This window comes from Agromyces atrinae, assembly GCF_013407835.1.
GTDB lineage: Bacteria > Actinomycetota > Actinomycetes > Actinomycetales > Microbacteriaceae > Agromyces > Agromyces atrinae.
This window is the reverse complement of record NZ_JACCBI010000001.1, coordinates 1,719,547-1,744,963: the sequence shown is the minus strand read 5'-3', so window position 1 is coordinate 1,744,963 and position 25,417 is coordinate 1,719,547. Positions and strand designations below refer to the sequence as shown.

Genomic DNA, 25,417 nt, shown 5'->3' with positions numbered 1-25,417 from the left:
CGCATCTTCGGATCGGTGCGTGTACGGCGGCGTCCGACGGCGAAGTGGGATGCCGCATTCGCGTGCCCCGACGGTGCCGCTGTGCGACGGTCTTGACCGTCGATACCCTCCGCGGCAGAGCCGCGCATCCCCTGACTAAGGAGTCCTCGACCCATGCGAAACGGTCTATTGCGACGCAACAGCTTCTGGCTGGTCTGCTCGCTCGTCCTCTTCCTGATCTCGGCTGTCGGTGCATCGCTCGTGCAGACGAACGCCGGCAGTGTCACCGTGAAAGACCTCAAGTGGGAGACGTCGTCGGGCCGCATGCTCAACGCACTCCTCTTCAAGCCGGCGACGGCCACGGCAGAGAACACCGCGCCGGCGATCGTCGTGAGCCACGGCTGGTGGAACAACCGTGAGATGCAGGATGCCAACTACGTCGAGCTCGCTCGCCGAGGCTACGTCGTCATCTCGATCGACATGTACGGCCACGGCAATTCGGACGATCTACCGAATGACGAACTCGCTGTCGGCGGCACCGGAATGTACGACGCCGTGAAGCTCATCGCCGATCTTCCCTATGTCGACACCGATCGGATCGGCGTCACAGGCCACTCGAACGGCGCGCGCGCCGCGAACTTCTCGGTCGCGATCGACAATGAGGCGGAAACGCCGCTCATCTCTGCCGTCGTGCTCGTCGACAACGACCCCGTCTATACCAACGCAGACAACGACAACGCGTACTTCAACCTCTACGGCGACCGTGACGTGGCCGTCGTGCAGGCCGAATACGACGAGTTCTTCTTCCGCAGCTACAGTCCCGAGGGCGTGGCCCTGACGGCGCCGCGCGACTACATCACGACGCCCAACGCGCAGTCCTTCCTGCACTTCGGCGAAAACCCCGCCGACATCACCGATGAGCGTTCGGCCGACGAGATCTACACCGAGGACATCGACGGCACGGAAGCGATGCGTGCCATCTACCCGCAGTCGCAGACGCATCCCTGGAGCACGATCTCGAAGGGCGCCGTTACCGACACCCTCACGTTCTTCGATGAAGCCCTCGGTACGCCGAACGAGATCGATCCCGCCGCTCAGGTCTGGCAGTGGAAGGAATTCTTCACGACTCTCGGACTCGTCGGCTTCGGTATCTTCCTCGTTGCGTTCACTCGTGCGCTCCTCGAGACCCGCGCATTCCGTGCCCTCAAGGCGGCTGCTCCGGTGACCGCTCTCGCGCCCTCGCGCCGAGGTCTCGCCTGGTTCTGGGGCGGACTCGTCGTGTCGGCCCTGTTCTCCGGCTGGAGCTACATCGCTCTCAGCCAGGCGAGCTGGCTGTCACCGATCGTGTTCAACGGTGCGCCGTCGATCGTGCCGCAGGGCGCCGTGTTCTTCATCGCGCTCTGGGCGGCGATCAACGGTCTCGCGGGTCTCGTGATCATGACAGTGTCGTACCTCGCCTTCGGCCGCCGTAACGGAGTCGATCTCCGACAGAACGGCGTGCTGCCGGGCTGGAAGGCCTTCTTCCACGCGATCGGTCTCGCCGGGGTGACGACCGCCGCGGCGTTCACGATCGTCTTCGTGCTCGACTACTTCTTCACGACCGATTTCCGCTTCTGGGTCATCGCGGTCAAGTGGTTCCCCGCCGACAAGATCTGGCTCGCGTTCTTCGTGCTCCCGCTCTTCCTGATCTACTTCGTCGCGAACTCGGTGGCGATCAACGCGTTCAACCACGTGTCGCTTCGTAACAGGGAGTGGATCAACACGGCAGTGCTGGCCCTCTTCAACTCGCTCGCGCCGATCGTGCTCGTCGTCGCCCAGTACGTGACGTTCTTCACGTCGGGTGAGCTGATTCCCGGCTTCGGTGGAATCTTCAGTATCTGGCTGTTCCCCGTCATCGTGATCCTCGCAGTCACCGCCGTGATCAGTCGCAAGATCTATCGCGCGACGAACAACCCCTACATCGCCGGATTCCTGAACGCTCTCGTCGTGGCGCTCATCTCGGCATCCAACTCGCTCGTCGTCACTTACTGAACGAGCACCGCACGATGCCGCCCCCGCTCCCGGAGCGGGGGCGGCATCGCCATTCAGGCGACGAGGCCCCGCGCGGTCGTCTCGTCGATGAACAGATCGGTCACGAGTCCGGCGGCGAGAGCGCCCTGGAGGCTCGGGAGCTTCGAGATGCCGGCGACGACGCACACGCGGCGTGGCGCGCGGCGAAGGGTTTCGAAGCTCGGCCCGCTCGCGCGGGCGTTCATCGCTATGCCGTTCGTCGACCCGTCGGCGCGGTAGAAGACCGTCGCGATGTCGCCGACGACCCCGTCGTCGACGAGAGCCGAGTAGTCCGGTTCGTCGAGGTAGCCGCCCATGTACACGCGGCTCGGCACCTCCGCGAGCGGGGAGCCCACACCGAAGAGCACGATGTCCAGGTGGCTTTGGATGTCGAGGAGGCGCCGCGTCGAGCGCTCCCGCCACATCATCTGCTTCGTCGCGGGGTCGTCGAAGAACGCGGGCACAGGGAACTGCTGCACGTCGGCGTCGAAGTTCGAGCCGAACCGGTGCAGGATCTCGCTCGCGTAGGCGATGCCCGTCGTCTGCGTGTTGCCCGCGCCGTTCAGCTGCACGATCGACGAATTGTGAGTGGGTTTCGGGGTGAGATGACGGCTGATCGCGCTCACGGTCGAGCCCCAGGCGATGCCGAGCGACATGTTGGAATCGACGAAGCTCGTGAGCGTTCGTGCAGCGGAGAGCGCGACGCGTTCCAGCCGATCGACGTCGCTCGTCGAGTCGGGCACGGGGATCACGTGAGCGGTGACGCCGAATCGCGCTCGCACGGCCGCCGCGAGACGTCCGGGCACTTCGAGTGGGGAGCGGATCTGGATGTCGACGAGGCCCGTCTCCCTCGCGAAAGCGAGCATGCGTGAGACGGATGACCTCGATGTGTGCAGCTCCGAGGCGATGGCCTCCATCGTCAGGTCCTGCATGTAATAGAGGTGCGCTGCTCTGAGAGCATCACGGGTGCGTTCCGGGGCATCGGGCGATGGCATGCGTGCCAGTGTGCACGTATGTGCACCCGGCTTGCAACTTCTCCACCGCGCACGGAAGAGTTGTCTGTGCACGCTCCCCGAACTGCCTCCCCGCACCGCACACAGAGACGATCACCATGGCTCACACCTCAGCCCGCACCGACCTCGACACCCTCCGCGACCGGCCCCGCGCCGACGTGCTCATCGTGGGCGCGGGCATCAACGGCATCGCGACGTTCCGCGATCTCGCCCTGCAGGGTGTCGACGTCGCGATCGTCGACCGCGGCGACTTCGTGTCGGGAGCGTCGGCGGCGTCGTCGCACATGATCCACGGCGGCATCCGTTACCTCGAGAACGGCGAGTTCCGACTCGTGCGCGAATCGGTGCAGGAGCGGAACGCGCTGCTGAAGACCGCGCCCCACTACGTGAAGCCACTGCAGACGACGATCCCGATCTACTCGACCTTCTCGGGAATCCTGAGCGCCCCCTTGCGCTTCCTGACCCACCGCTCGGGCAAGCCGCAGGAGCGCGGCGCCGTGCTCATCAAGCTCGGCCTCGCGGCCTACGACTCGTTCTCGCGCGACGGCGGTTCGGTTCCCCGCCACCGCTTCGTCGGGCGGAAGAAGGCGCTCGCCGAGCTTCCCCGCCTCGACCCGTCGCTGAAGTACACCGCGACCTACTTCGACGCCTCGATGCACGATCCCGAGCGTCTCGCCCTCGACGTGCTCGCCGACGGCCTCGCCGCGGGTGCGAACGCCCGCGCGGCGAACTACGTCTCCGCCGTCGGTGCGTCGAGCGCCGGAGTGCGACTCCGCGACACCGATTCCGGCGAAGAGTTCGACTTCTCGGCCTCCGTCGTCATCAATGCGTCGGGCCCCTGGACCGACCTCACGAACGACGCGATGGGCACCGCGAGCCGTTTCATGGGGGGCACGAAGGGCTCGCACGTCGTGCTCGACAACCCCGAGCTGCTCGCCGCGACGGGCGGCCGCGAGATCTTCTTCGAGCACAGCGACGGTCGCATCGTGCTCATCTACCCGCTCAAGGGCCGCGTGCTCGTCGGCACGACCGACCTTGAGCACGACATGACCCAGCCGATCCGGTGCACCGAGACCGAGGTCGACTACTTCTTCGAGCTCGTGAAGCACGTCTTCCCCTCGATCGCCGTCGACCGCTCGCAGATCGTCTTCCGCTTCGCGGGCGTCCGCCCCCTGCCCCGCCACGAGGACGAGGCGCCCGGCTTCGTCTCGCGCGACTACCGTCTCGAGCGCGGCGAGCTCGCCGGCGGTACCCCGCTCGTGAGCATCGTCGGCGGCAAGTGGACGACGTTCCGCGCCCTCGCCGAGCACCTCGCGAACGACGTGCTCGGGCTGCTCGGTCGCACCCGCACGACGAGCACCGACGGCCTCGCGATCGGCGGCGGCGCCGGATACCCCGCGACCGAGTCGGCGCGCCGCGTCTGGACGACGTCGCACGGCGACGAGATCGGCCGCGAGCGGGCCGACGCGCTCCTCGAGCGATACGGCACGCGCGCGTCATCCGTCATCGAGTACCTCGTCGAGGGCGACGACGAGCCCCTCGAGGGAGCACCGACCTACACGCGCCGCGAGATCGAGTGGCTCGCGAGCACCGAACGCGTCGTGCACCTGCTCGACGTCGTGCTGCGCCGCACGAGCCTCGCTTTCGTCGGCGCACTCGACCGTTCCCTTCTCGAGGAGCTCGCCGATATCGTGGGCGGAGCGCTCGACTGGAGTGCGGAGCACCGACGCGACGAGGTCGCCGAGGCGATCCGCTTCCTCGGCGAGCAGCACGGACTGACGTTCACGGCCGACGAGGCCGCCCGCGCTCTCTGAGCCCACACCCCGCCGCTCGCGGCTGAAAGGACCACCGTGCACGCAGAGGTGCAAGGCGACTACGTGATCGCCCTCGACCAGGGAACGACGTCGACGCGAGCGATCATCTTCGACAAGGCCGCCTCGATCGTGTCGACGGGTCAGCTCGAGCACGAGCAGATCTTCCCGCGCGCGGGCTGGGTCGAGCACGATCCGCGCGAGATCTGGAACAACACGCGCGAGGTCATCGGCCAGGCGCTCTCGAAGGCGAACCTCACGCGCCACGACATCGCGGCCGTCGGCATCACCAACCAGCGCGAGACCGCGGTCGTCTGGAACCGCGCGACGGGCGAGCCGGTCTACAACGCGATCGTCTGGCAGGACACCCGCACGCAGGACCTCATCGACGAACTCGCGGCCGACGAGGGCGTCGACCGGTTCCGCGAGACGACGGGCCTGCCGCTCGCGACCTACTTCGCGGCGTCGAAGATCCGCTGGATCCTCGACAACGTCGACGGCGCGCGAGAGGCGGCGGATGACGGCGAGCTCGTCTTCGGCACGACCGACACGTGGGTGCTGTGGAACCTGACCGGCGGCGCCGACGGCGGTGTTCACGCGACCGACGTGACGAACGCGTCGCGCACGCTCCTCATGGACATCCGCACCCTCGACTGGGACGACGCGCTGCTCGAGGCCTTCGACATCCCGCGGTCGATGCTGCCCGACATCCGCTCGTCGTCGGAGGTCTACGGGCACGTCGAGAGCCACAGCCTGCTGCGGGAGACCCCCGTCGCCGGCATCCTCGGCGACCAGCAGGCGGCGACGTTCGGCCAGGCCGCGTTCGAGGCGGGCGAGGCGAAGAACACCTACGGCACGGGCAACTTCCTCATCGTCAACACGGGCACCGAGATCGTCTCGTCCGAGAACGGGCTCATCACGACCCTCGCCTACAAGCTCGGCGACGAGCCCGCGCGCTATGCCCTCGAGGGCTCGATCGCCGTCACGGGGTCGCTCGTGCAGTGGCTGCGCGACAACCTCGGCATCATCCAGAGCGCATCCGAGATCGAGGAGCTCGCGCGGAGCGTCGACGACAACGGCGGCGCCTACATCGTGCCCGCGTTCTCGGGACTCTTCGCGCCGTACTGGCGTGCCGATGCGCGCGGTGCGATCGTCGGTCTCACGCGCTTCGTGAACCGGGCGCACCTCGCCCGTGCGGCTCTCGAGGCGATCGCGCACCAGACGCGCGACGTCGTCGACGCCGTGAATGCCGACTCGGGCGTCGAACTGACCGAGCTGCGCGTCGACGGGGGAGCGACGGCCAATGAACTGTTGCTGCAGTTCCAGGCCGACATCCTCGGTGTTCCGGTCGTCCGCCCCGAGGTCGTCGAGACGACGGCACTCGGCGCCGCCTACGCGGCGGGGCTTGCGGTCGGCTTCTGGGAGAGCCGCGACGAACTCCGCGAGAAGTGGCGCGAGGACGAGAGATTCGAGCCGTCGATCTCGGAGGACGAACGCGCCCGCCACCGCCGCAACTGGGCGAAGGCGATCTCGAAGTCGCTCGACTGGGTCGACGCCGACTCGCGCTGAGCTTCACCGCCCGTCATCTCCCCGGTTTGTGACCGGTTGATGTCGTTCTGCTCCCGAAGTACCGACATCAACCGGTCACAAACCGGCGCGTCGGGCGGTTAGCCGCGTCGCGGGGCGTCGGGCGCTATCGGGTGGCGCGCGCGCACGACCTCGTCGATGAGGGGTTCGGGTGCGAGGGCGCCGGCCAGGCGGAGCGATACGGCGAGGAACCGGAGCGGTTGGCTTCCGAACGATCGGTGCTTCCGCCTCTGCACGAACGCGAGCCCGATCATCGTCGTGAGGAAGTCGCCCGCCGCCTCCGTCGGGTTCGTGGAGGGATCGACCTCTCCGAGCGCGATCCCCTCGACGAGATACGACTCCACGATGTCGCGCCAGAACGGAAACGTGTCGGGGAGCGCGAGGTCGAGAGCGACGGGGTCGACGCCCACCGTCGACGCGGCGGCGTAGATGGGGTCGACCGCGTTGTTCTCACCGATCATGAGGATGACGTCGATGAGGCCGCGCAGGCCCCCGCCCTCGTACGTTGCCCGGGCCTGCTCGTTCGAGAGCGAGAGCAGGGCGATCTGGTGGTCGATGAGGGCGACCGCGATGGCCCGCTTCGACGGGTAGTGGTAGGCGTACGCCCCCTTCGTCATTCCGAGTCGCGCCGCGATGGAGGCGAGGGTCGACGCCGAGTAGCCGCGCTCCAGGATCTCGAGCGATGCCGCATCGAGCAGCCGTCGCTGCGTTGCGCTGAGATTCGAGGGCTTCGCCACACTCAGTCACACTACGACCCCGTTCGAGCGTGTGACGACGGCCGCGATTGCAAGTCTCGGCGCACGATCGATAGTCTCGCCTAGACGATCGTCTAGTCGAGTGCCGGGTGACGGCCGCCGCGGTCGGGAGAGGCAGGCGCCCGTGGCCTCGTCGTCGCGCGACTTCACCCCCGACGAGCTGTCGACCTGGTTCGCGCGACTCGGCGGACTCCGCGGTTCGAACGTCGCCTCGGCTCCCGATCCGTCCCGCCTGACCTTCCTCGCCGGGGCCGACGGGCTCGCCAAGCTCTCCGCCATCTCGCGGATCGCCGACTATTCGGCGCTCCCCGCCGGACGGTTTCGCGCGGTCGCCCTCGACTGCCGACTCGGGTCGATCGCTCTCTTCGCGCGCTTGCAGACCGATGTCACGGCGACGCGCACCGTGCAGAACATCGACCGCGACGGTCGGGCGTCGATCGTCATCGGTTCGCAGCGCCGCGGAACCGTCCAACTGCGTCAGGGTCCGGGTAGCCGAACGCCCGTGGGTGACCGTCGTGTGAGTTTCGTGCTCACGACCCAGCCGTTCGTCGTCGACTACGCCGGCGTCAACGAACCGAGCGGCATCGCCGTTCCCCTCGACCTCCTCGGCATCGCCGAGCGCGACCTCCTCGCCGCGATCGGTGAGCCCCTGCCCGACACGGCCCTCACGCGCGCCGCGATGACGTACATCGACGCGTTCATCTACGAAGCCTGCGCACTCTCCGGCGCCGTGGTCGGGCCCGACGCTGAGCTCGCCCTCGTCGACCTCGTACGCAGTCTCGTCTCGCAGGTCTCACGTCGCACCCGGCCGCTTGAGGACCGCTCCGTCGTCGTGCGCGCCGCCGTCCATGACCTGATCGACCGGCACCACCGACGCCCCGACCTCACGATCGACGCGATCGCGCGCCTGCTGAACCTCAGTCGACGTCAGCTCTACCGCTACTTCTCCGACGCCGAGGGCGGCATCGCGGGGCTCGTCGCCGACCGCCGGATCGAGACCGCGCGGCAGCTGCTGCGCACCCGCACCGACCTCTCGGTCTACGACATCTCGATGATCGCCGGGTTCACGAACTCGAACACGTTCCGCGCGCACTTCCTCCGCCGCCACGGTGTGACGCCCTCCGACTACCGCGACGCCGCGATCGCGGGTCTCACCGTGGCTCGATCCGCCTGATTCCGGCGAGGGGTGCTCCGGAGGCGGGTAGCGTGGTGAGGGATGTCTGACGCGAACGCCACCCCCACGACCCCGCCCGCCGACCGGCCCGTGCGCCGGCCCAAGCCGCAGCTCGAGCTCGAGGTGATCGACCGCCGCTCGGTCTCACCGCACCTCGTGCGTGTGACGCTCGGCGGCGAGGGCTTCGACGCCTTCGAGGATCGCCCCGAGACCGACAAGTACGTCAAGCTGCACTTCACGCAGCCCGCCGGTGACGTCGTCCGACGCACCTACACCGTGCGGAGCGTCGACCACGATCGTCGCGTCATCGACATCGACTTCGTCATCCACGGCGACGAGGGCATCGCGGGGCCCTGGGCCGCGCGCGTCGAGCCCGGCGCGACCATCACGATCGCCGGGCCGGGTGGCGGCTACGCGCCGAACCCCGACGCCGACTGGTACCTCTTCGCCGGCGACCTCGCGGGTCTTCCCGCGATCGCCGCGGCGCTCGAGGCGCTTCCCGCCGACGCCGTCGGCACCGCCCTCATCGAGGCCGACACCGTCGACGACGTCATCGCGCTCACGGCGCCCGCGGGTGTCGAGGTGCGCTGGCTCACGGGCGACGAGCCCTCGACGGATCGCCTCGCCGACGTCATCCGCTCGCTCGACTGGGCCGAGGGTCACGTCGACGTCTTCGCCCACGGCGAGCGCGAGTCGATGAAGGTGCTGCGCCGGCACCTCTTCGACGAGCGCGGCCTCGAGCGCGCGCAGGTCTCGCTCTCGGGCTACTGGGCCCGCGGCCGCACCGAGGACCGCTTCCAGGCGGAGAAGCGCGAGCCGATCGGCCAGATCTTCCCCGAGGGCTGAGCGTCGCCCGCTACTCGGTCGGCACCTTCACCGGTGCGCGCTTGATGCGACCGCCGACGAGCCGACCGGCCTCCTCGAGCGAGACACCCTTCGTCTCGGGGATGAACGTGAAGACGAACACGAACGAGAGTGCCGCGAAGAGCGCGTACAGGCCGTAGGTGAGCACGAGCGAGATGCCCGCGAGCTGCGGGAACGACACGGTGATCGCGAAGTTCGCGATCCACTGGGCCGCCGCGGCGACGCCGAGGGCACGGGCGCGGATCTTCGTCGGGAAGATCTCGCCGAGCAGCACCCAGACGACGGGGCCCCACGAGACGCCGAACGAGATCACGAAGACGTTCGCGGCGACGAGGGCGATCGGTCCCCAGGCATCCGGCAGGACGGGCGCGTCCTTCACGATCTCGGCCTGACTGAACGCGATCGCCATCGTCGCGAGCGAGACCGTCATGCCCACCGAACCGATGAGGAGGAGGATGCGGCGGCCGATGCGGTCGACGAGGGCGATGGCGACGAGCGTCACGACGATGTTCGTCACCGACGTGAAGACCGAGATGGTGAGCGACGCGCTCTCGTCGAAGCCGACCGACTTCCAGAGCGTCGTCGAGTAGTAGAAGATGACGTTGATCCCGACGAACTGCTGGAAGACGCTGAGCGCGATGCCGACCCAGACGATGGGCTTGAGCCCGAGGGCCGCACCCTTGAGGGTCGCTGTCGCCTCGTTCTGCTTGTCCTTCGCGATGTCGGCCTTGATCTCGGCGATCGCCTCGTCGGGGTCGTGCGTGCCGCCGATGCGCTCGAGGACGTCGCGCGCGTCGGTGTCGCGCTCCTTGAGCAGCAGGTAGCGCGGCGATTCGGGCAGAGTCAGTGCGATGCCGCCGTAGACGATCGCGGGCACGGCGCAGACGAGGAACATCCAGCGCCAGGCCTCCCACGACAGCCAGAAGGGTTCACCCGCGCCGCCCGCGGCGTTGGCGAAGAGCGCGTCGGAGAGCAGGGCGGCGAAGATGCCCGTCACGATCGCGAGCTGTTGCAGCGACGCCAATCGCCCGCGCAGCCGGGCGGGCGAGATCTCGGCGATGTACGTCGGCGCGATGACCGACGCGAGACCGATACCGAGGCCGCCGACGAGTCGCCAACCGATGAGGTCCCACACCGAGAAGGCGAGGCCCGACCCGATCGACGAGACGAGGAAGAGGATGGCGCCGATGACCATGGCGGGGATGCGGCCGTAGCGGTCGGCGATGCGCCCCGCGAAGTAGGCTCCGATCGCACAGCCGATGAGGGCGCTCGCCACGGCGAGGCCCGTGAGCGTCGGATCGAGATCGAACTGCTTCTCGATGGGATCGACCGCTCCGTTGACGACGGAGGAGTCGAATCCGAAGAGGAACCCGCCGACGGCGCCGGCCGTCGCGAGTCCGATGACTTTACCGTTGCTCGCGCGCCGTTGCGTGTTCATGGGGGAGTCCTTCCGCCGTCGGTAGGCACACCCTATTCCTGCGAAGGCTCCGTGTCATTCATCCGTTGCGGGGTTGCGCGAGCGTGTCGCGCGGAGTACTCGACCGGCGTCTGCACCGGGCGCACGAACGGGGACCCGCGCCTGGCGGGTCCCCGTTCGGAAGTGCGGGTGCGAGGCCTACGCGGCCTCGGTGATGGCGAATCTGACCGATCCGTCGTCGCCGACCTGCGCGTCGAGGATCTTGTCGTCGAGCGCCGTGACGGCGTTCTCGCCGACGAAGACGCGTGCTCCGTCGTGCTCGACGACCGCGTCGGTCGTCTCCGGGGCGGGGGTCACGGCGACCGTGAACTGCGTGCCGCCGACGGCGTCCGCGTTGATGCGGAGTCCGCCGTTGCCTGCCTCGCTCTCGTTGGCGATGATCGTCTTGACGACGGTGCTGGCAGTTTCGGTGAGTGTGAGCATGATGCTCCCTTCCTGTACTGGGCTCGGCGAGTGGCCCACTCTTCCGAGATGCGCGGATGATCGCAAGCCCGCAGGCCGGGGTTCGCTCTCGGCGATGAGGGTCATCCCGCGCGCGTCGCGGGCGTCACTCCGCCATGAGCCGCGCGGTGACGGGGGTGACGAGGCCGCGCGGGAGCACACGTGCGATCGCCGAACTGATGCTGTTCTTCGCGCCGGCGACGATCTTCGACGGGGTGCGGCGCGCGTCGAGGGCGCGCATCGCGACGGCGACGACCTCGGACGGCACGGCGAAGTCGCCGACGCGGGCGCCGTCGCCCGCGATGTCGAAGAACTCGGTTTTCGTGGCGCCCGGGCAGAGCGCCGTCACGCGGAGCCCGGTGTGGCGCGTCTCGTAGGCGAGGGCGTGCGTGAAGTCGAGCACGAAGCCCTTCGTCGCGCCGTACACCGCCATGAGCGGAACGGGCTGGAACGCCGCCGTGCTCGCGAGGTTGACGAGCACGCCCCGGCCCGACGCCGTCATCTCGGGCAGGAACGCGCGGGTGAAGGCGACGACGGCGCCGACGTTGAGACGTACTTCCTCGTCGAGTCGCGCAGGGTCGGTCGTGATGAACTCGCCGTGCGTCGCGAAGCCCGCGTTGTTGATGAGCGAGTCGATCGTGAGGCCCTTCTCGCGTACGAAGGCGACGAGAGTCTCGGTCGCCTCGGGCGACGCGAGGTCGAGCGCGAGAGTGTGCACGTCGACGGCGTGGGCGTCACGAAGCTCCTCCGCGAGGGTCTCGAGGCGGTCGCCGCGGCGGGCGACGAGCACGAGGTTCGCGCCCCGCCCGCCGAGTGCCCGCGCGAACTCGACGCCGAGTCCGGCGCTCGCCCCCGTGACGATCGCGGTGGTTCCGGTGTAGTCGCGCATGGTGCTCCGATCTCGGCGTGAGGTACCATCATGCGTCGTCGGGCTGTGCATCCCTCACTCGGCGCGGGAGAACTCCGACGCTCGGGTGATCTGGTCGTCGGTCAGGAGCACGCCCGTGTACCGCTCGAACTGGCGCGCGGCCTGCAGGGCGATGACCTCAGCGCCCGTGATCACGCGAGCGCCGCGTGCGCGGCCGGCCGCGATGAGCGGCGTCTCGGCGGGAAAGGCGACGACGTCGAAGACCGTGTCGGCGCGTTCGATCTGCGCCTCCGAGAAGGCGAGCTCGTCGGCATCCGTTCCCGCCATGCCGATCGGGGTGACGTTCACGATGATGTCGGCGACGTGCTCGGGCTCGGTGCCGACCCACTCGTAGTCGTACTTCTCGGCGAGGCGGCGGCCTGCGGCCTCGTTGCGCGCGAGCACCGTCACGCGGTCGAAGCCCGCGCCGCGGAAGGCGGCGACGACGGCCTTCGCCATGCCGCCCGAACCGCGAACGAGGACGCGATCGGTCGGCGCGAGCCCGTTGGAGGCGATGAGGGCGGCGATGGCCTCGTAGTCGGTGTTCGATGCCCGGAGCACTCCGTCGTCGTTGACGATCGTGTTGACCGATTCGATCGCGGCGGCCGACGGCTCGACGATGTCGACGAGCGGGATGACGGCCTCCTTGAAGGGCATCGATACGGAGCAGCCGCGGAACCCGAGCGCCCGGACCCCGCGGATGGCGCCCTCGATGTCATCCGTCGAGAAGGCCTTGTAGACGAAGTTCAGGCCGAGCTCGTCGTAGAGGAAGTTGTGGAAGCGGGTTCCGAGGTTCGACGGGCGCGCCGAGAGCGAGATGCAGACCGACATGTCCTTGTTCAGGATGGGCATGCCGCCAGTGTGCCAGACCGTCTTCGATGCTCGAAAAAAGGGGATGCGGCCTCAGCGGTTGCAGCCATAGAATCTCGTCACGCGTGCTCACGGCGCGCGAGAAAACGGCCACGAAGGGGTGTTCAGATGTCGTTTCAGGCGTATCTCGACGCAATCGAGAACAAGACGGGGCTGACGCCGCGCCAGATCGTCGAACGAGCCAAGCAGAAGGGCTTCGACGACCCGAGCGTGAAGGCCGGAGTCATCGTCGCCTGGCTCAAGGACGACTACGACCTCGGCCGCGGGCACGCCATGGCGCTCGTGCACGTCATCAAGAAGGGGCCGGTCATCGACGCGAAGCACGTGAACTCCGGGGGAGTGCACAGCGACGCCTCCGACACGCTGTGGCTCGACGGCGTCGCCTCGAAGCCGCGCGACTGAAACCGAACGATCAGCCGGCCGAACCGCCGAGCCGCTCCGTGATGCGGAGCGCGGCGGCAGCGGCGGCGGCACCGACCTCGGCGTGCGAACGCCGACTGTACGACGTGGCGACGTAGGGAACGGTGAGGGCCGCCACGACGCGGTCTCCTCGCCGCACGGGCGCGACGATGTCGGTCACCGCCGCGTTGAACGGGTCGGTGCGCGCGTGATAGCCGAGTTCGGCGATCTCGGCCGCGGCGCGCGACTCGCCCGCGAGCACGGCACCCGAGGCGGAGTCGAGGGCGAAGGCCGCCCCGACGCGCACGGTGAAGCCGAAGTCGGCGGGGGATTCGGCCTGCGCGATGATGCGCACAGTCCCCGTCTCGGCGACTCCCAGGTTGCACGACTGCTCCGTCTCGGCCGCGAGGGCGCGAAGGGGTTCGGCGGCCGCGGCGATCAGTCCGCGGAGCGGTGCCTGTCGGTGCGCGAGGTCGAACAGTGCCGTCGAGAGCGTGTAGCCGCCGGTCGCCGGGTCGCGGAACACGTAGCCGCGGCGTTCGAGCGTCGTGAGCACGCGGAAGATCTGCCCGACGGAGCGCCCGACGCGTTCGGCGACGAGCGTCTGCGAGAGACTCGCGGGTTCGTCGGCGAGCAGCTCGAGGATGTCGAGCGCCTTCTCGAGTGCGGGCGCGGAGTAGTCGTTCTGCGGGTCGGCCATCGAGCGGAGTCTAACGATCGGCCCCGAGCGCGGCGAGGAAGGCGCGGGCGATCGTGCGCTCGATGTCGTCGGGGACGCCGTGGGCGCCCGCGCCGAGGCTCTCGGGCGCCGTCGCCACGCGTTCGAGCGAGAGCGACTGCAGGAGGAACCCGAGGTCCATCGCCTCGAGCGAGTTGCCGCGCGGCGAGGGGCCTGCGAGATTGACCATGCGGCCGCCCGCGATGAGCACGAGCTCGCGGCCGTCGGGTCGGCGGACGACCTCGATCGCCTGGTCGATCTCGGACGACTCGGAGTCGCGACGAAGCGCCTCGGTGTCGATCTCCCACGGGAAGTGCCCGGCGTTCACGAGGATGCTGCCGCTCGCGAGGCGATCGAACACGGCCTCGCCGATGACTCCCGGCTGTCCCGTCGCGGTGATGAACACCTCGCCCCACTCGGCGAGGTCGTCGAGCGCTCCGACACGGTACCCGTCGAGCGCGCCCTCGAACGCCTTGAGCTCGTCGACCTCGGCGACGGCGACCTTGCCGCCGAACGCGCGCAGGTACTGTGCGATGCCGCGTCCGCACCAGCCGTAGCCCGCGACGACGAAGCGCCGGCCGGGGATCATCAGGTTCGTGATGCGCATGATCGACTCGACGACCGACTGCCCGACGCCGTGCCGGTTCTCGCCGATCGCCTTCAGCATGCTGTCGTTGATGACGATCACCGGGAACGGCACCTGCCCCGCGAGCTCCCCGCGCAGGCGCAGCCCGCCCGACGTCGTCTCCTCCGTGCCGCCGATGATGCTGCTCGCTGCACCCGACCGGATGACGTGCGCGGCGAGGTCGGCGCCGTTGTCGAGCAGGATGTCGGGATGCGAGTCGGCGACGGCCGCGACGTTCGCGAGGTGATCGTCGAACGAGTCATCGCGTCGGCCGTGCACGGTCATGCCCTGGGAGCGGAGGAAGGCGACGATGTCGTCCTGCGTCGAGCCGTGGTTGCCCGTCGCGACGATCTCGGCGCCGCCTGCGGCGAGGGTCTCGAGCAGGACGGCGGTCTTCGGTTCGATGTGCAGCGACATGCCGACGCGTCGACCCTCGAAAGGACGCGTCTCGGAGAAGGTGCGCCGCGCATTGGCGAGGAGCGGCATGCGCGAGCGGATCCATGCGGTGCGGGCGCGGCCCGAGTCGAGATCAGTCATGCAGCGAGTGTTTCATATGCGAGAGAAAATATCACCTATGAAAACCGAGCGTTGACTCGCCGTCGGCATCCGGTCGGAGTACGGTTGTCGCAGATCGGGGGACGGACGGGGCTCAGTCGGAGGCACATGGTCCAGCAAGAACGCGCACGCATCACCCGGGCGAAGATCATCGTCGGCGCGGCCGAAGTGTTCGAACGCGTCGGCTTCGGTGGTGCGTCGATCAGCGACATCCTCGACCGTGCGGGCGTCGCGAAGGGCGCGCTCTACTTCCACTTCGCGACGAAGGACGAGGTCGCGCGCGCCGTCATCGAGCGCCAGCACGAGATCGCGCGCGCGGGCAGCAACGCGATCCTCGCAACGCCGCGACCGGCGATCGAGCACATGGTGCTCGTGAGCATCGACTTGGCGGAACTCCTCGTCTCCGACCCGGTCGTGCGCGCCGGAATCCGCCTCACGACCGATACGTCGGCGTTCGACGCGCCTCTGCGTTCGCCCTACGAGGACTGGATCGACCTCTTCGTCGTGCTCGCGACGCGCGCGCGGGCAGAGGGCTGGCTCGCCGATGACGTCGACCCCGCCGTGCTCGCCCGGTTCATCGTCCCCGCCTTCACGGGCGTGCAACTCGTCTCGGAGCTCTTCACCGCGCGCGTCGACATCGTCGACAGGGTGCGGGAACTGTGGTGGTTCCTGCTGCGCTCCGTCGTGCCCGTCGACCGGCGCGGCGAGGCCGAGGCGCTCCTCGAACGTCTCGTGCCGCGAGCCTGAGAGGTACTGGCAGGCACTCCCGCCCGCCGCGACGGGGCGCGTAGCGTTCAGGCATGGACACTTTCACCCTGAACAACGGCGTCCGCATCCCCGTCGTCGGGCTCGGCGTCTTCCAGACCCCGCCCGACGAGACCACCGCGGCCGTCACGTCGGCCCTCGAGGTCGGATACCGCCACATCGACACCGCCGCGGCCTACGCCAACGAGCGCGGAGTCGGCGACGCGATCGCCGCATCGGGCCTCGCCCGTGACGAGGTATTCATCGAGACGAAGATCTGGATCAGCGACTACGGCTACGACGAGACGCTCCACTCGTTCACGAAGAGCGCCGGCAAGCTCGGTGTCGAGCAGCTCGACCTCCTCATCCTCCACCAGGCGCTGCCCGGCGAGTTCGAGAAGACGCTCGGTGCGTACCGCGCCCTCGAGAAGCTCTATGCCGACGGTGCCGTGCGAGCGATCGGCGTCAGCAACTTCATGGTCGACCATCTCGAACGCCTGCTCGACGAGACGAGCGTCGTGCCGACCGTCAACCAGATCGAGGTCCACCCCTACTTCCAACAGTGCACGGTGCAGCAGTTCGGCGACGAACACGGCATCCTCACGCAAGCCTGGTCGCCCATCGGCGGCATCACGTCGTACCGCGACTCGGCTCGCCGCAGCTTCGACGAGCCTGTCATCCTCTCGATCGGCGAGAAGTACGGGAAGTCGGCCGCGCAGGTCATGCTGCGCTGGCACATCCAGGAGGGTCGCCAGGTCATCCCGAAGTCGACGAAGCCCGAGCGCATCGCCGAGAACATCGACGTGTTCGACTTCGAGCTGAGCGCCGACGAGCTCGCCCAGATCGACGCTCTCGAGACCGGCGTGCGCGGCGGGCCCGAGCCCGAGGCCATCACCCTCGAGTCGTTCGGCCGCGAGATCCCCGACGCGTAGTCAGCGCAGTTTTGTGACGTGGACGCGTCGCACTGTGACGCCGGATGCGCCGTGGTTGAGAACCGACCGATCGGTCTCTAAGCTGTCCCTGGCACATGCTGAGGCTTCTCGCATGCAGGGCGGCGCGTTCCGGGGGGGATGCGCCGCCCGTGCTCTTTCTCCGGGCGGGTTCCCCGTTCGCGTTCGGGCGATGCTCACGTCGTCGATCGGTGACGCATAGGCGATCGAGGGTCACGCCCGAGGGTGCGGCGGTCAACTCGACGGATGACGATCACCACACGCATCCGATACCGCGCCGGGCTCCTCGCCGCCGGCTCCCTCCTCGTCGTCGGCTCCCTCGCGGGCTGCACCGCGATCACCCCGACGACCGACGCATCATCGACCGCCGTCTCGGCCGTCGACCTCCAGACGACAGGCGACTTCTGGGATTCGGGCACGGTGCACACCATCTCGGTCGAGCTCTCGGACGACGCTCTCGACGAAGCCCTCTCGACCTACCTCGACTCGGGGGAAAAGGTCTGGGTGAGCGGCACGGTCACGATCGACGGCGAGACGTTCGAGAACATCGGCCTGAAGCTCAAGGGCAACTCGAGCCTCCGCGGCGCGAGCGTCGACAGCGACCCCGTGACGCTGCCGTGGATCATCCGCCTCGACGAGTTCGTCGACGGGCAGAACCTCGACGGCGAGACCGAGTTCGTCGTGCGCGGCAACAGCTCGGAGTCATCCCTCAACGAGGCCGTCGCCCTCGACCTGCTCGATGCGTCGGGGCTCGCCGCCGAGCAAGCCGTCGCCACGCGCTTCTCGGTCAACGGGTCGGACGCGACGCTCCGGCTCGTCGTGCAGAACCCCGGTGAGGAGTGGGTCGACCAGGTCTTCGGCACGGACGGGCTGCTCTACAAGGCCGACAGCAGGGGCGATTACAGCTACCGGGGCGACGACGCGGCGGCCTACACCGACGTCTTCACGCAGAAGGCGGGCGACGACGACCTGACGCCGCTCATCGACTTCCTGCAGTTCATCAACGAGTCCGATGACGAGACCTTCGCCGCCGAACTCGGAGAGCACCTCGACGTCGAATCGTTCGCGACCTACCTCGCCTTCCAGGACCTCGTCGACAACTTCGACGACATCTCGGGGCCGGGCAACAACTCGTACCTCTACTACGACCCGGCGACGGGCCTCATGGAGGTCGTCAACTGGGACCTGAACCTCGCGTTCGGATCATCCCCGGGCGACGGGGGTGGGCAGGAGGGCGCGGGTCAGGGTGGCGCGGGTCAGGGCGGTGCGGCTCCGGGTAGCGCGGCTCAGGGCGGTGCGCGGGACGGGCAGGGCGGGATGCCGGTGGGCGACGACACCCGCGGGGCAGGCGCCGCGCCGGGTGGTGCTGCCGGCGGCATGGACTCGTCGAACGTGCTCGCCGAGCGGTTCCTCGCCGACCCCGGCTTCAGCGCGCTCTACGACGCCGCGGTCGCCGAACTGCAATCGAGTCTCGTCGACTCAGGGCAGGCGAGCGCGATCATCGACGCGTGGGTCGCGGTGCTGGGCGACCAGGCCTCCGACCTCATCGGGGTCTCGACTCTCGAGAGCGAGGCGGCCGGGATCCGGGCGTATGTCGAGTGAGTGCTGACCGTTCCGGCGGACATTCCGGCGACACGCCGTGGCTTCGGGCCGTCGCGCGGCGCGTCGCCCGCGTCATCCGCCAGAACGGACAGGCGGGCGCGGATAAGGCGGGCGCGGGCAGCGGGCTGTGGCCCGCGGGCACGGGTTAGGGGAGGCGGCGGTGCGCGGTGTCGCCCGTGTCGTCGGCGAAGACGGGGGAGAGGAAGCGGCGCTCGTAGCGGCGGATGCAACCCGTCTCGCGGGCGAACTCGAACGCCGCGAGGCACTCCGCGTCGCTCGCCGCAGCGATGCGGTACTGCTCGTACGCCGCGAGCGACTCGAACGTGAAGAGCGCGTATGCCACGTCGTTGTCGCCCTCGCTCGGCAGGAAGTACCCGTGGTGCACCCCGCCGAAGCGCTCGACGAGGCGGATCCAGATACGGCCGTACCGCTCGAAGGCCTCGACCTGGTTCGGGTCGATCTCGTAGCGCAGGTGGATGGTGATCATGCGACGATCCTACGGATTCGACAGAGGCGCCCTCAGCGGGCGATGTACGGCCCCGTCGACTGGCGCACGACGAGATCGGTCGAGAGCGTGCGTACGCCCGAGGGCACCTCGCGGCCCTCGATCGCGTCGAAGAGGAGGCTCATCGCCTGTGCTCCCGCACCCGCGAAGTCCTGGTGGATCGTCGTGAGCGGAGGCCAGTACTCGGCCGACTCCTCGGTGTTGTCGAAGCCCACGATGCTCACGTCCTCCGGCACGCGGCGGCCCGCTTCGTGGAGCGCGCGCAGCACGCCGAGGGCCATCTGGTCGTTGGCCGTGAAGACGGCCGAGATGTCGGGGTTCGCGGCGATCTCGAGTCCCGCGCGGTACCCCGAGTCGGCGCCCCACGTTCCGCGGAGCACGGGGGGAACCGTGCGTCCCTCGGACTGCAAGATGTTCCGCCAGCTCGCCTCGCGCATGGATGCCGAGTTGGAGCTTTCGGGGCCGGCGACGTGCCACACCGTGGGGTGGCCGAGGTCGAGGAGGTGGCGCACGGCGAGGGCTGCGCCCTGCTCCTGGTCGGCGTTCACCGACGGGTAGTCCTTGCGCAGCTGTGAGTCGACGATGACGACGGGGATGCGCGTGGGGAAGTGGATCGCGCTCTCCATGAGCTCGTGCGTCTCGAGGATCACGATGATGCCGTCGACGGCCTCTTCGTCGAGACGGGAGAGGGCGGTGGAGATGGTTCCCGTGCTCGGATCGAGCATTGAGATGAGGTCGATCGAGTAGCCCTTCTCGGCCGCCGCGACGGCGATGGCGTCGAGTGTGCGGATGTTTCCGAGGGTCTCGAGCGTGAACATGAGCACGCCGATGGAGTGGAATCGGCCGCTCTTCAGGGCGCGCGCTGCGCTGTTCGGGCGGTAGCCGAGTTCGTTCATCGCGGCGACGACCCGGTCGCGCGTCTCGGTCGTGACGCTGTCGCTGTTGTTGGAGACGCGCGAGACGGTCTGGCTCGACACGCCGGCCAGGCGGGCCACATCGCTCATCGACGCGGCGCGCGCGGTCATCGTGCCGTGACTGCGCCGTCGGCGATCTCCGCGCGGCTCGTCGACCGTCTCGGCCGACGTATCGTGGATCGGAGCCATGTTCACGTTCCCCCCTCAAACTCGCTCGGACGTCGTCGTTACCAGATCGTAGCTTGACCGGTGTTTACGTAAACATGTTACGCTCACATCACCAACGATGTTTACGCAAACATTTTGACAGAGAGCGCTTGACAACGATGTCCGTAACGACTGCACCACCTCCGCCCGTCCGACGCAGGGGCCGCCCGGGACGCACCCAGTTCCGCACCTCCCTCGCGGGGCTCGGATTCATGGCGCCGTTCCTCGTCGTCTTCGCGCTCGTCTTCCTGGCGCCGCTCGCGTACTCGATCTACCTCAGCCTCTTCCGCGATCAGCTCATCGGCGGCAACTCGTTCGTGGGCTTCGAGAACTACCTGCAGGCGTTCGGCGACCCGAAGTTCTGGGACGGCGCGCTGCGCGTCGCGATCTTCCTCGTCGTGCAGGTGCCGGTCATGCTCGTGCTCGCCCTCGTCGCGGCCCTCGCGCTCGACAGCGGCCGCCTCCACGGTTCGAGCTTCTTCCGCATCGGCATCTTCCTTCCCTACGCGGTTCCCGCCGTCGTCGCGGTGCTCATGTGGGGCTTCATGTACTCCGAGCGCCTCGGCCTCGCGGGCAACATCAACTCGTTCGTCGGCTTCGACCTCGTGACGCCGTTCACCCAGCAGTGGATCCTCGTCGCGATCGGAAACATCGTCACGTGGTCGTTCGTCGGCTACAACATGCTCATCTTCTACTCGGCGCTTCGCACGATCTCGCCCGACCTCTACGAGGCGGCGGGCCTCGACGGCGCCGGCCAGTTCCGCATCCTCTGGTCGATCAAGATCCCCGCGCTCCGCGGCGCCATCGTCATCGCCACGATCTTCTCGATCATCGGAAGCTTCCAGCTCTTCAACGAGCCGAACATCCTCAAGACGATCGTGCCGAACCTCATCCCCACCTACTTCACGCCGAACATGTACGCGTACAACCTGAGCTTCGTCGGCCAGCAGTACAACTACGCAGCCACCATCGCGATCATCATGGGCCTCATCACGGCGATCATCGCCTATGTCGTGCAACTTCGCGGCAACCGGAAGGAGCTCTCGTGAGCACCGAGGCCGTCGTCACCCAGGACTCCCGGGGCGCCAGCGCCCCCCGCCGCAAGCGTCTCACGACGCTCCGTCGCCCCGACCTCGATCGCAGCGACCGCAGCCCGAACCGCAGCAAGCGTTCGATCATCCTCACGATCGCGATGTCGCTGTTCATCATCTACTCGCTCCTGCCGCTCGTCTGGCTCTTCATCAACTCGACGAAGACGCAGGCCGACCTCATCAGCACCTTCGGACTGTGGTTCTCGGGAGACTTCGTCTTCTTCGAGAACGTCGCCCAGACGCTGACGTACGACAACGGCATCTTCGTCCGCTGGCTCGGCAACACGCTCCTCTACGTCGTCCTCGGCGCGGGAGGCGCGACGCTCCTCGCCACGCTCGGCGGCTACGGACTCGCGAAGTACAACTTCCCCGGCAAGAAGGCGATCTTCGCCGTCATCCTGGGCGCCGTCGCCGTTCCGGGCACGGCCCTCGCGGTGCCGACGTTCCTCATGTTCAGCCAGCTCGGCCTCACGAACACGATCTGGGCGATCATCATCCCGTCGCTCATCTCGCCGTTCGGCCTCTACCTGATCTGGGTCTACGCGGCCGACTCGGTGCCCACCGAGATCCTCGAGGCCGCCCGGGTCGACGGAGCGAGCGAGCTGCGCACGTTCTTCACGATCTCGATCCGCCTCCTCGCTCCCGGCATCGTGACCGTCGCGCTCTTCGCGATCGTCGCCACCTGGAACAACTACTTCCTGCCGCTCATCATGTTGAGCGAGCCCAACCTCTTCCCGCTCACGATCGGTCTCCAGCAGTGGAACCTGCAGGGTACGGGGGTCGGGGCCGACCCGATCTTCAACCTGGTCCTGACGGGATCACTCCTCACGATCGTCCCGATCGTGGTCGCGTTCCTCCTGCTGCAGCGGTTCTGGCAGTCGGGGCTCAGCGCAGGAGGCGTGAAGCAGTGACGGAGAGCCTGCCGATCGTTGACACACCCCTATCTCCCACACCCCCTCAAAGAAGAAGCGGAAGGAACACCACAGCATGAAGACACGTAACATCGGCCGGGTTGCCGCCGGTGCCACGGCTCTCCTCCTCGGAGTCAGCCTCGTTGCCTGCTCGGCCGACTCGGGCGACAACGGCGGCGGAGAGGCCAGCGCCGACTCGATCGAGGCTGCACTCGAAAAGGGCGGCGAGATCACGTACTGGACGTGGACCCCGTCGGCGGAGGCTCAGGTCGCCGCGTTCGAAGAGGCCTACCCGAACGTCACCGTCAAGCTCGTCGACACCGCCGCAGCTGCCGACCACAACCTCAAGCTGCAGAACGCCATCACCGCCGGTTCCGGCGCGCCCGACGTCGCTCAGCTCGAGTACCAGTCCCTTCCGCAGTTCGTCCTCCCGGGCGCGCTCGTCGACCTCACCGAGTACGGCTTCGCCGAGCACGAGTCGCTCTACACCGCCTCCACCTGGGGTGCGGTCACGACGGATGACGGCATCTGGGGCCTCCCGCAGGACTCGGGCCCCATGGCCCTCTTCTACAACACCGAGGTGTTCGAGGGTCTCGGCATCGAGGTCCCGACCACGTGGGACGAGTACATCGCCGCGGGCGAGGCGATCCACGCCGCCGACCCGACGAAGTACATCACCAACGACCCGGGTGGAGACGCGGGCTTCGGCACGAGCATGATCTGGCAGGCCGGCGGACGCCCCTTCCAGACCGAGGGTGAGACCGTCACGGTCAACCTCCAGGACGAGGGCTCGAAGAAGTGGGCCGACACCTGGAACACGCTGCTCCAGAACGACCTCCTCGGCGCCATCCCCGGATGGAGCGACGAGTGGTTCCAGGCTCTGAGCGACGGAACCATCGCGAGCCTCCCCATCGGCGCCTGGATGCCCGGTGTGCTCGAGTCCTCCGCTCCCGACGGTGCGGGCAAGTGGCGCGTAGCTCCCATGCCGACCTACGACGGTGGCGAGCCCACCACGGCGGAGAACGGCGGCAGCTCGCAGGTCGTCCTCGAGCAGTCGAAGAACAAGGCACTCGCCGCAGGCTTCCTGCAGTGGCTGAACGCCAGCCAGGACTCGATCGACGTGTTCCTCGCCAGCGGTGGCTTCCCCGCCACGGTCGCCGACCTCGAGTCGGACGAGTTCCTCAACTACGAGTCGGAGTACTTCGGCGGCCAGAAGATCAACGAGGTCCTCGTCGACGCGGCCAACTCGGTCTCGACCGGCTGGGAGTACCTGCCGTGGCAGGCCTACGCCAACAGCATCTACTCCGACACCGTCGGACAGTCGTACCTGAACAAGGGCGACATCAACGAGGGTCTCGCCGAGTGGCAGGCCCAGAACATCAAGTACGGCTCGGAGCAGGGCTTCACCGTCTCCGAGTAAGTCGGGTTCCCGCGGGCGTCGTCGGTCCCCTCCGGCGGCGCCCGCGGCCTGCCCGCTCCTCTTCTTCCCCTACGTCCCGAATCGGATGGCCATGCCTCAGTTCTCGATCGGCGAGCGCGACTTCCTGCTCGACGGTGAGCCGTTCCAGGTGATCTCCGGAGCACTCCACTACTTCCGTGTGCACCCCGGCCAGTGGCGCGAGCGCCTGCGTGCCGCGCGCCAGATGGGTCTCAACACCATCGAGACGTACGTGCCGTGGAACGAGCATGAGCCCCGCCGCGGCGAGTTCGACGCGAGCGGACGGCTCGACCTCGCGGCCTTCCTCGAGCTCGTGCACGACGAGGGCATGTTCGCGATCGTGCGCCCCGGCCCCTTCATCTGTGCCGAGTGGGACGGCGGCGGACTCCCCGCCTGGCTCTTCCTCGAGCCCGGCATCGGCATCCGTTCGAGCGAGCCCCGCTTCGTCGCCGAGATCACCCGCTACCTCGAGCGCGTCCTCGCGATCGTCGAACCGCTCCAGGTGCAGAGCGGCGGCCCCGTCATCCTCGTCCAGATCGAGAACGAGTACGGCGCCTACGGCTCCGACAAGGCGTACCTCGAAGAGCTCGTGCGCGTCACGCGCGCCGCGGGCATCGACGTACCCCTCACGACCGTCGACCAGCCCGCGGGCACGATGCTCGACGACGGCAGCCTCCCCGAACTGCTGAAGACCGGATCGTTCGGTTCGCGTTCGGCCGAGCGCCTCGCGACACTGCGCGCTGCGCAGCCCACGGGCCCGCTCATGTGCTCCGAGTTCTGGTGCGGCTGGTTCGACCACTGGGGCGCCCACCACCACACGACGACTCCCGCCGAATCGGCCGCCGAGCTCGACACGCTGCTCGCGGCCGGGGCCTCGGTCAACATCTACATGGTGCACGGCGGCACCAACTTCGGTCTCACGAACGGCGCGAACGACAAGGGCGTCTTCCAGCCGACGATCACGTCGTACGACTACGACTCCCCGCTCGACGAGGCCGGCCGCCCGACCGAGAAGTTCCACCGCTTCCGCGAGGTCATCGCGCGCTACGCCCCCGTGCCCGACGAGACCCCCGCCGGTGCCGTGCCCGCGCCCACTCCGACGGCGCCCCTCCGTACGGTCGCCGCCCTCCGCACGCTCGCCGAGGGTGCGAACGAGTGGATGCCGGCCGCCGGCCTCCCCACTCTCGACTCGATCGGTCGGTACCGCGGATTCGCGTACTACCGCACTCTGCTCGAGGGCTCGGGCGCTCCCGCCGTCTTCACCGTCGACGAGGTGCGCGACCGTGCCACGGCGACCCTCGACGGCGCCTACATCGGCACGCTCGCGCGCGAGCTGCACGAGAACGCGCTCACCCTGCCGCGCACGAGCGGCGAGTTCGCCCTCCTCATCGAGGACGAGGGTCGCGTCAACTACGGCACGCGCATCGGCGAGCAGAAGGGGCTCATCGGCCCCGCGAGGCTCGACGGTTCCGAGCTCACCGGTTGGCAGACCCTCGACGTCGACATCGACGCCCTCGCCGCCGAGGCCGGCGCGCTCGAGTCATCCGTCGACGGCGTGCTCGCCGAGCCCGCCTTCCTCGTCGCCGACGTCGAACTCGACGAGGCGTCCGACCTCTTCCTCGACACCCGCCACTTCGGCAAGGGCCTCGTCTGGGTCAACGGATTCGCCCTCGGCCGGTACTGGCGGAAGGGCCCGCAGGGCACCCTCTACGTGCCGCGCCCCGCGACGCGAGCGGGCTCGAACCGCATCGTCGTGCTCGAACTCGAGACCCTCGCCGACCCGACCATCCGCTTCGCCCCCGACCTGATCCTCGGTCACACCGACTTCTAG

23 protein-coding genes are annotated in these 25,417 nt (G+C 68.3%); 13 read left to right on the top strand and 10 right to left on the bottom strand.

Features of this window, described 5'->3' with window-relative positions:
- Positions 1 to 153 precede the first annotated feature (153 nt).
- Positions 154 to 2,010: an alpha/beta hydrolase family protein gene (locus tag BJ972_RS08330; RefSeq protein ID WP_179419934.1), complete on the top strand. Its 1,857-nt coding sequence runs from the start codon at positions 154 to 156 to the stop codon at positions 2,008 to 2,010.
- A gap of 53 nt (positions 2,011 to 2,063) precedes the next feature.
- On the opposite strand, the gene BJ972_RS08325 is transcribed toward BJ972_RS08330, so the two are convergent.
- Positions 2,064 to 3,023, bottom strand: coding sequence for a sugar-binding transcriptional regulator (locus tag BJ972_RS08325; protein WP_129173943.1), 960 nt, complete (start codon positions 3,021 to 3,023; stop codon positions 2,064 to 2,066).
- Between the two features lie 116 nt (positions 3,024 to 3,139).
- Here BJ972_RS08325 and BJ972_RS08320 point away from each other — a divergent pair, with 116 nt between their 5' ends.
- On the top strand, positions 3,140 to 4,855 hold the full coding sequence (locus BJ972_RS08320) for a glycerol-3-phosphate dehydrogenase/oxidase (protein ID WP_129173945.1): 1,716 nt from the start codon (positions 3,140 to 3,142) through the stop codon (positions 4,853 to 4,855).
- Between the two features lie 48 nt (positions 4,856 to 4,903).
- Entirely contained in the window at positions 4,904 to 6,421 is a 1,518-nt protein-coding gene (gene glpK / locus BJ972_RS08315; protein WP_129174072.1) for a glycerol kinase GlpK, read from the top strand.
- A 98-nt stretch (positions 6,422 to 6,519) separates the two neighbouring features.
- On the opposite strand, the gene BJ972_RS08310 is transcribed toward glpK, so the two are convergent.
- The gene (locus BJ972_RS08310) at positions 6,520 to 7,176 is read right to left on the bottom strand and encodes a TetR family transcriptional regulator (protein WP_164989903.1); all 657 of its coding nucleotides are present in this window, start codon (positions 7,174 to 7,176) and stop codon (positions 6,520 to 6,522) included.
- Positions 7,177 to 7,318: 142 nt separating this feature from the next.
- Here BJ972_RS08310 and BJ972_RS17665 point away from each other — a divergent pair, with 142 nt between their 5' ends.
- Complete coding sequence (locus BJ972_RS17665; protein ID WP_129173949.1) at positions 7,319 to 8,368, top strand: helix-turn-helix transcriptional regulator; 1,050 nt, start codon at positions 7,319 to 7,321, stop codon at positions 8,366 to 8,368.
- A 42-nt stretch (positions 8,369 to 8,410) separates the two neighbouring features.
- Complete coding sequence (locus BJ972_RS08300) at positions 8,411 to 9,214, top strand: siderophore-interacting protein (protein WP_129173951.1); 804 nt, start codon at positions 8,411 to 8,413, stop codon at positions 9,212 to 9,214.
- Between the two features lie 10 nt (positions 9,215 to 9,224).
- On the opposite strand, the gene BJ972_RS08295 is transcribed toward BJ972_RS08300, so the two are convergent.
- From BJ972_RS08295 to BJ972_RS08280, 4 genes are all read right to left on the bottom strand, one after another.
- Positions 9,225 to 10,670, bottom strand: coding sequence for a sugar porter family MFS transporter (locus BJ972_RS08295; protein ID WP_129173953.1), 1,446 nt, complete (start codon positions 10,668 to 10,670; stop codon positions 9,225 to 9,227).
- Between the two features lie 177 nt (positions 10,671 to 10,847).
- Positions 10,848 to 11,132: a hypothetical protein gene (locus BJ972_RS08290; protein WP_129173955.1), complete on the bottom strand. Its 285-nt coding sequence runs from the start codon at positions 11,130 to 11,132 to the stop codon at positions 10,848 to 10,850.
- Between the two features lie 124 nt (positions 11,133 to 11,256).
- Positions 11,257 to 12,039 (bottom strand): SDR family NAD(P)-dependent oxidoreductase, encoded by a 783-nt coding sequence (locus tag BJ972_RS08285; RefSeq protein ID WP_241830766.1) that lies wholly within the window; start codon positions 12,037 to 12,039, stop codon positions 11,257 to 11,259.
- 54 nt (positions 12,040 to 12,093) lie between these two features.
- Positions 12,094 to 12,909: a shikimate 5-dehydrogenase gene (locus BJ972_RS08280; RefSeq protein ID WP_129173959.1), complete on the bottom strand. Its 816-nt coding sequence runs from the start codon at positions 12,907 to 12,909 to the stop codon at positions 12,094 to 12,096.
- A gap of 126 nt (positions 12,910 to 13,035) precedes the next feature.
- Here BJ972_RS08280 and BJ972_RS08275 point away from each other — a divergent pair, with 126 nt between their 5' ends.
- Positions 13,036 to 13,329, top strand: a complete 294-nt coding sequence (locus BJ972_RS08275; protein WP_129173961.1) for a DUF4287 domain-containing protein — start codon at positions 13,036 to 13,038, stop codon at positions 13,327 to 13,329.
- 10 nt (positions 13,330 to 13,339) lie between these two features.
- Here BJ972_RS08275 and BJ972_RS08270 read toward each other — a convergent pair whose 3' ends face one another.
- Both BJ972_RS08270 and BJ972_RS08265 read right to left on the bottom strand, forming a co-directional pair.
- Complete coding sequence (locus BJ972_RS08270; RefSeq protein ID WP_129173963.1) at positions 13,340 to 14,026, bottom strand: IclR family transcriptional regulator; 687 nt, start codon at positions 14,024 to 14,026, stop codon at positions 13,340 to 13,342.
- Positions 14,027 to 14,036: 10 nt separating this feature from the next.
- Entirely contained in the window at positions 14,037 to 15,206 is a 1,170-nt protein-coding gene (locus BJ972_RS08265; RefSeq protein WP_129173965.1) for an adenosylhomocysteinase, read from the bottom strand.
- A 126-nt stretch (positions 15,207 to 15,332) separates the two neighbouring features.
- Here BJ972_RS08265 and BJ972_RS08260 point away from each other — a divergent pair, with 126 nt between their 5' ends.
- The 3 genes from BJ972_RS08260 (at position 15,333) to BJ972_RS08250 (ending at position 18,520) form a co-directional block, all read left to right on the top strand.
- Positions 15,333 to 15,971 (top strand): ScbR family autoregulator-binding transcription factor, encoded by a 639-nt coding sequence (locus BJ972_RS08260; RefSeq protein WP_129173967.1) that lies wholly within the window; start codon positions 15,333 to 15,335, stop codon positions 15,969 to 15,971.
- Positions 15,972 to 16,024: 53 nt separating this feature from the next.
- A complete protein-coding gene (locus BJ972_RS08255; protein WP_129173969.1) occupies positions 16,025 to 16,900 on the top strand; it encodes an aldo/keto reductase in 876 nt (291 codons plus the stop codon).
- Between the two features lie 264 nt (positions 16,901 to 17,164).
- A complete protein-coding gene (locus tag BJ972_RS08250; RefSeq protein ID WP_129173971.1) occupies positions 17,165 to 18,520 on the top strand; it encodes a CotH kinase family protein in 1,356 nt (451 codons plus the stop codon).
- Between the two features lie 145 nt (positions 18,521 to 18,665).
- Here BJ972_RS08250 and BJ972_RS08245 read toward each other — a convergent pair whose 3' ends face one another.
- Positions 18,666 to 19,007 carry an NIPSNAP family protein gene (locus BJ972_RS08245; RefSeq protein ID WP_129173973.1) on the bottom strand — a complete coding sequence of 114 codons (342 nt, stop codon included), beginning with the start codon at positions 19,005 to 19,007 and terminating at the stop codon, positions 18,666 to 18,668.
- Positions 19,008 to 19,039: 32 nt separating this feature from the next.
- Complete coding sequence (locus tag BJ972_RS08240) at positions 19,040 to 20,128, bottom strand: LacI family DNA-binding transcriptional regulator (RefSeq protein ID WP_241830767.1); 1,089 nt, start codon at positions 20,126 to 20,128, stop codon at positions 19,040 to 19,042.
- Between the two features lie 137 nt (positions 20,129 to 20,265).
- Here BJ972_RS08240 and BJ972_RS08235 point away from each other — a divergent pair, with 137 nt between their 5' ends.
- From BJ972_RS08235 to BJ972_RS08220, 4 genes are all read left to right on the top strand, one after another.
- Positions 20,266 to 21,195 (top strand): carbohydrate ABC transporter permease, encoded by a 930-nt coding sequence (locus BJ972_RS08235; RefSeq protein ID WP_129173975.1) that lies wholly within the window; start codon positions 20,266 to 20,268, stop codon positions 21,193 to 21,195.
- A gap of 143 nt (positions 21,196 to 21,338) precedes the next feature.
- A complete protein-coding gene (locus BJ972_RS08230; RefSeq protein WP_129174076.1) occupies positions 21,339 to 22,148 on the top strand; it encodes a carbohydrate ABC transporter permease in 810 nt (269 codons plus the stop codon).
- A gap of 76 nt (positions 22,149 to 22,224) precedes the next feature.
- The gene (locus BJ972_RS08225) at positions 22,225 to 23,568 is read left to right on the top strand and encodes an ABC transporter substrate-binding protein (protein WP_129173977.1); all 1,344 of its coding nucleotides are present in this window, start codon (positions 22,225 to 22,227) and stop codon (positions 23,566 to 23,568) included.
- Between the two features lie 91 nt (positions 23,569 to 23,659).
- A complete protein-coding gene (locus tag BJ972_RS08220; protein ID WP_129173979.1) occupies positions 23,660 to 25,417 on the top strand; it encodes a glycoside hydrolase family 35 protein in 1,758 nt (585 codons plus the stop codon).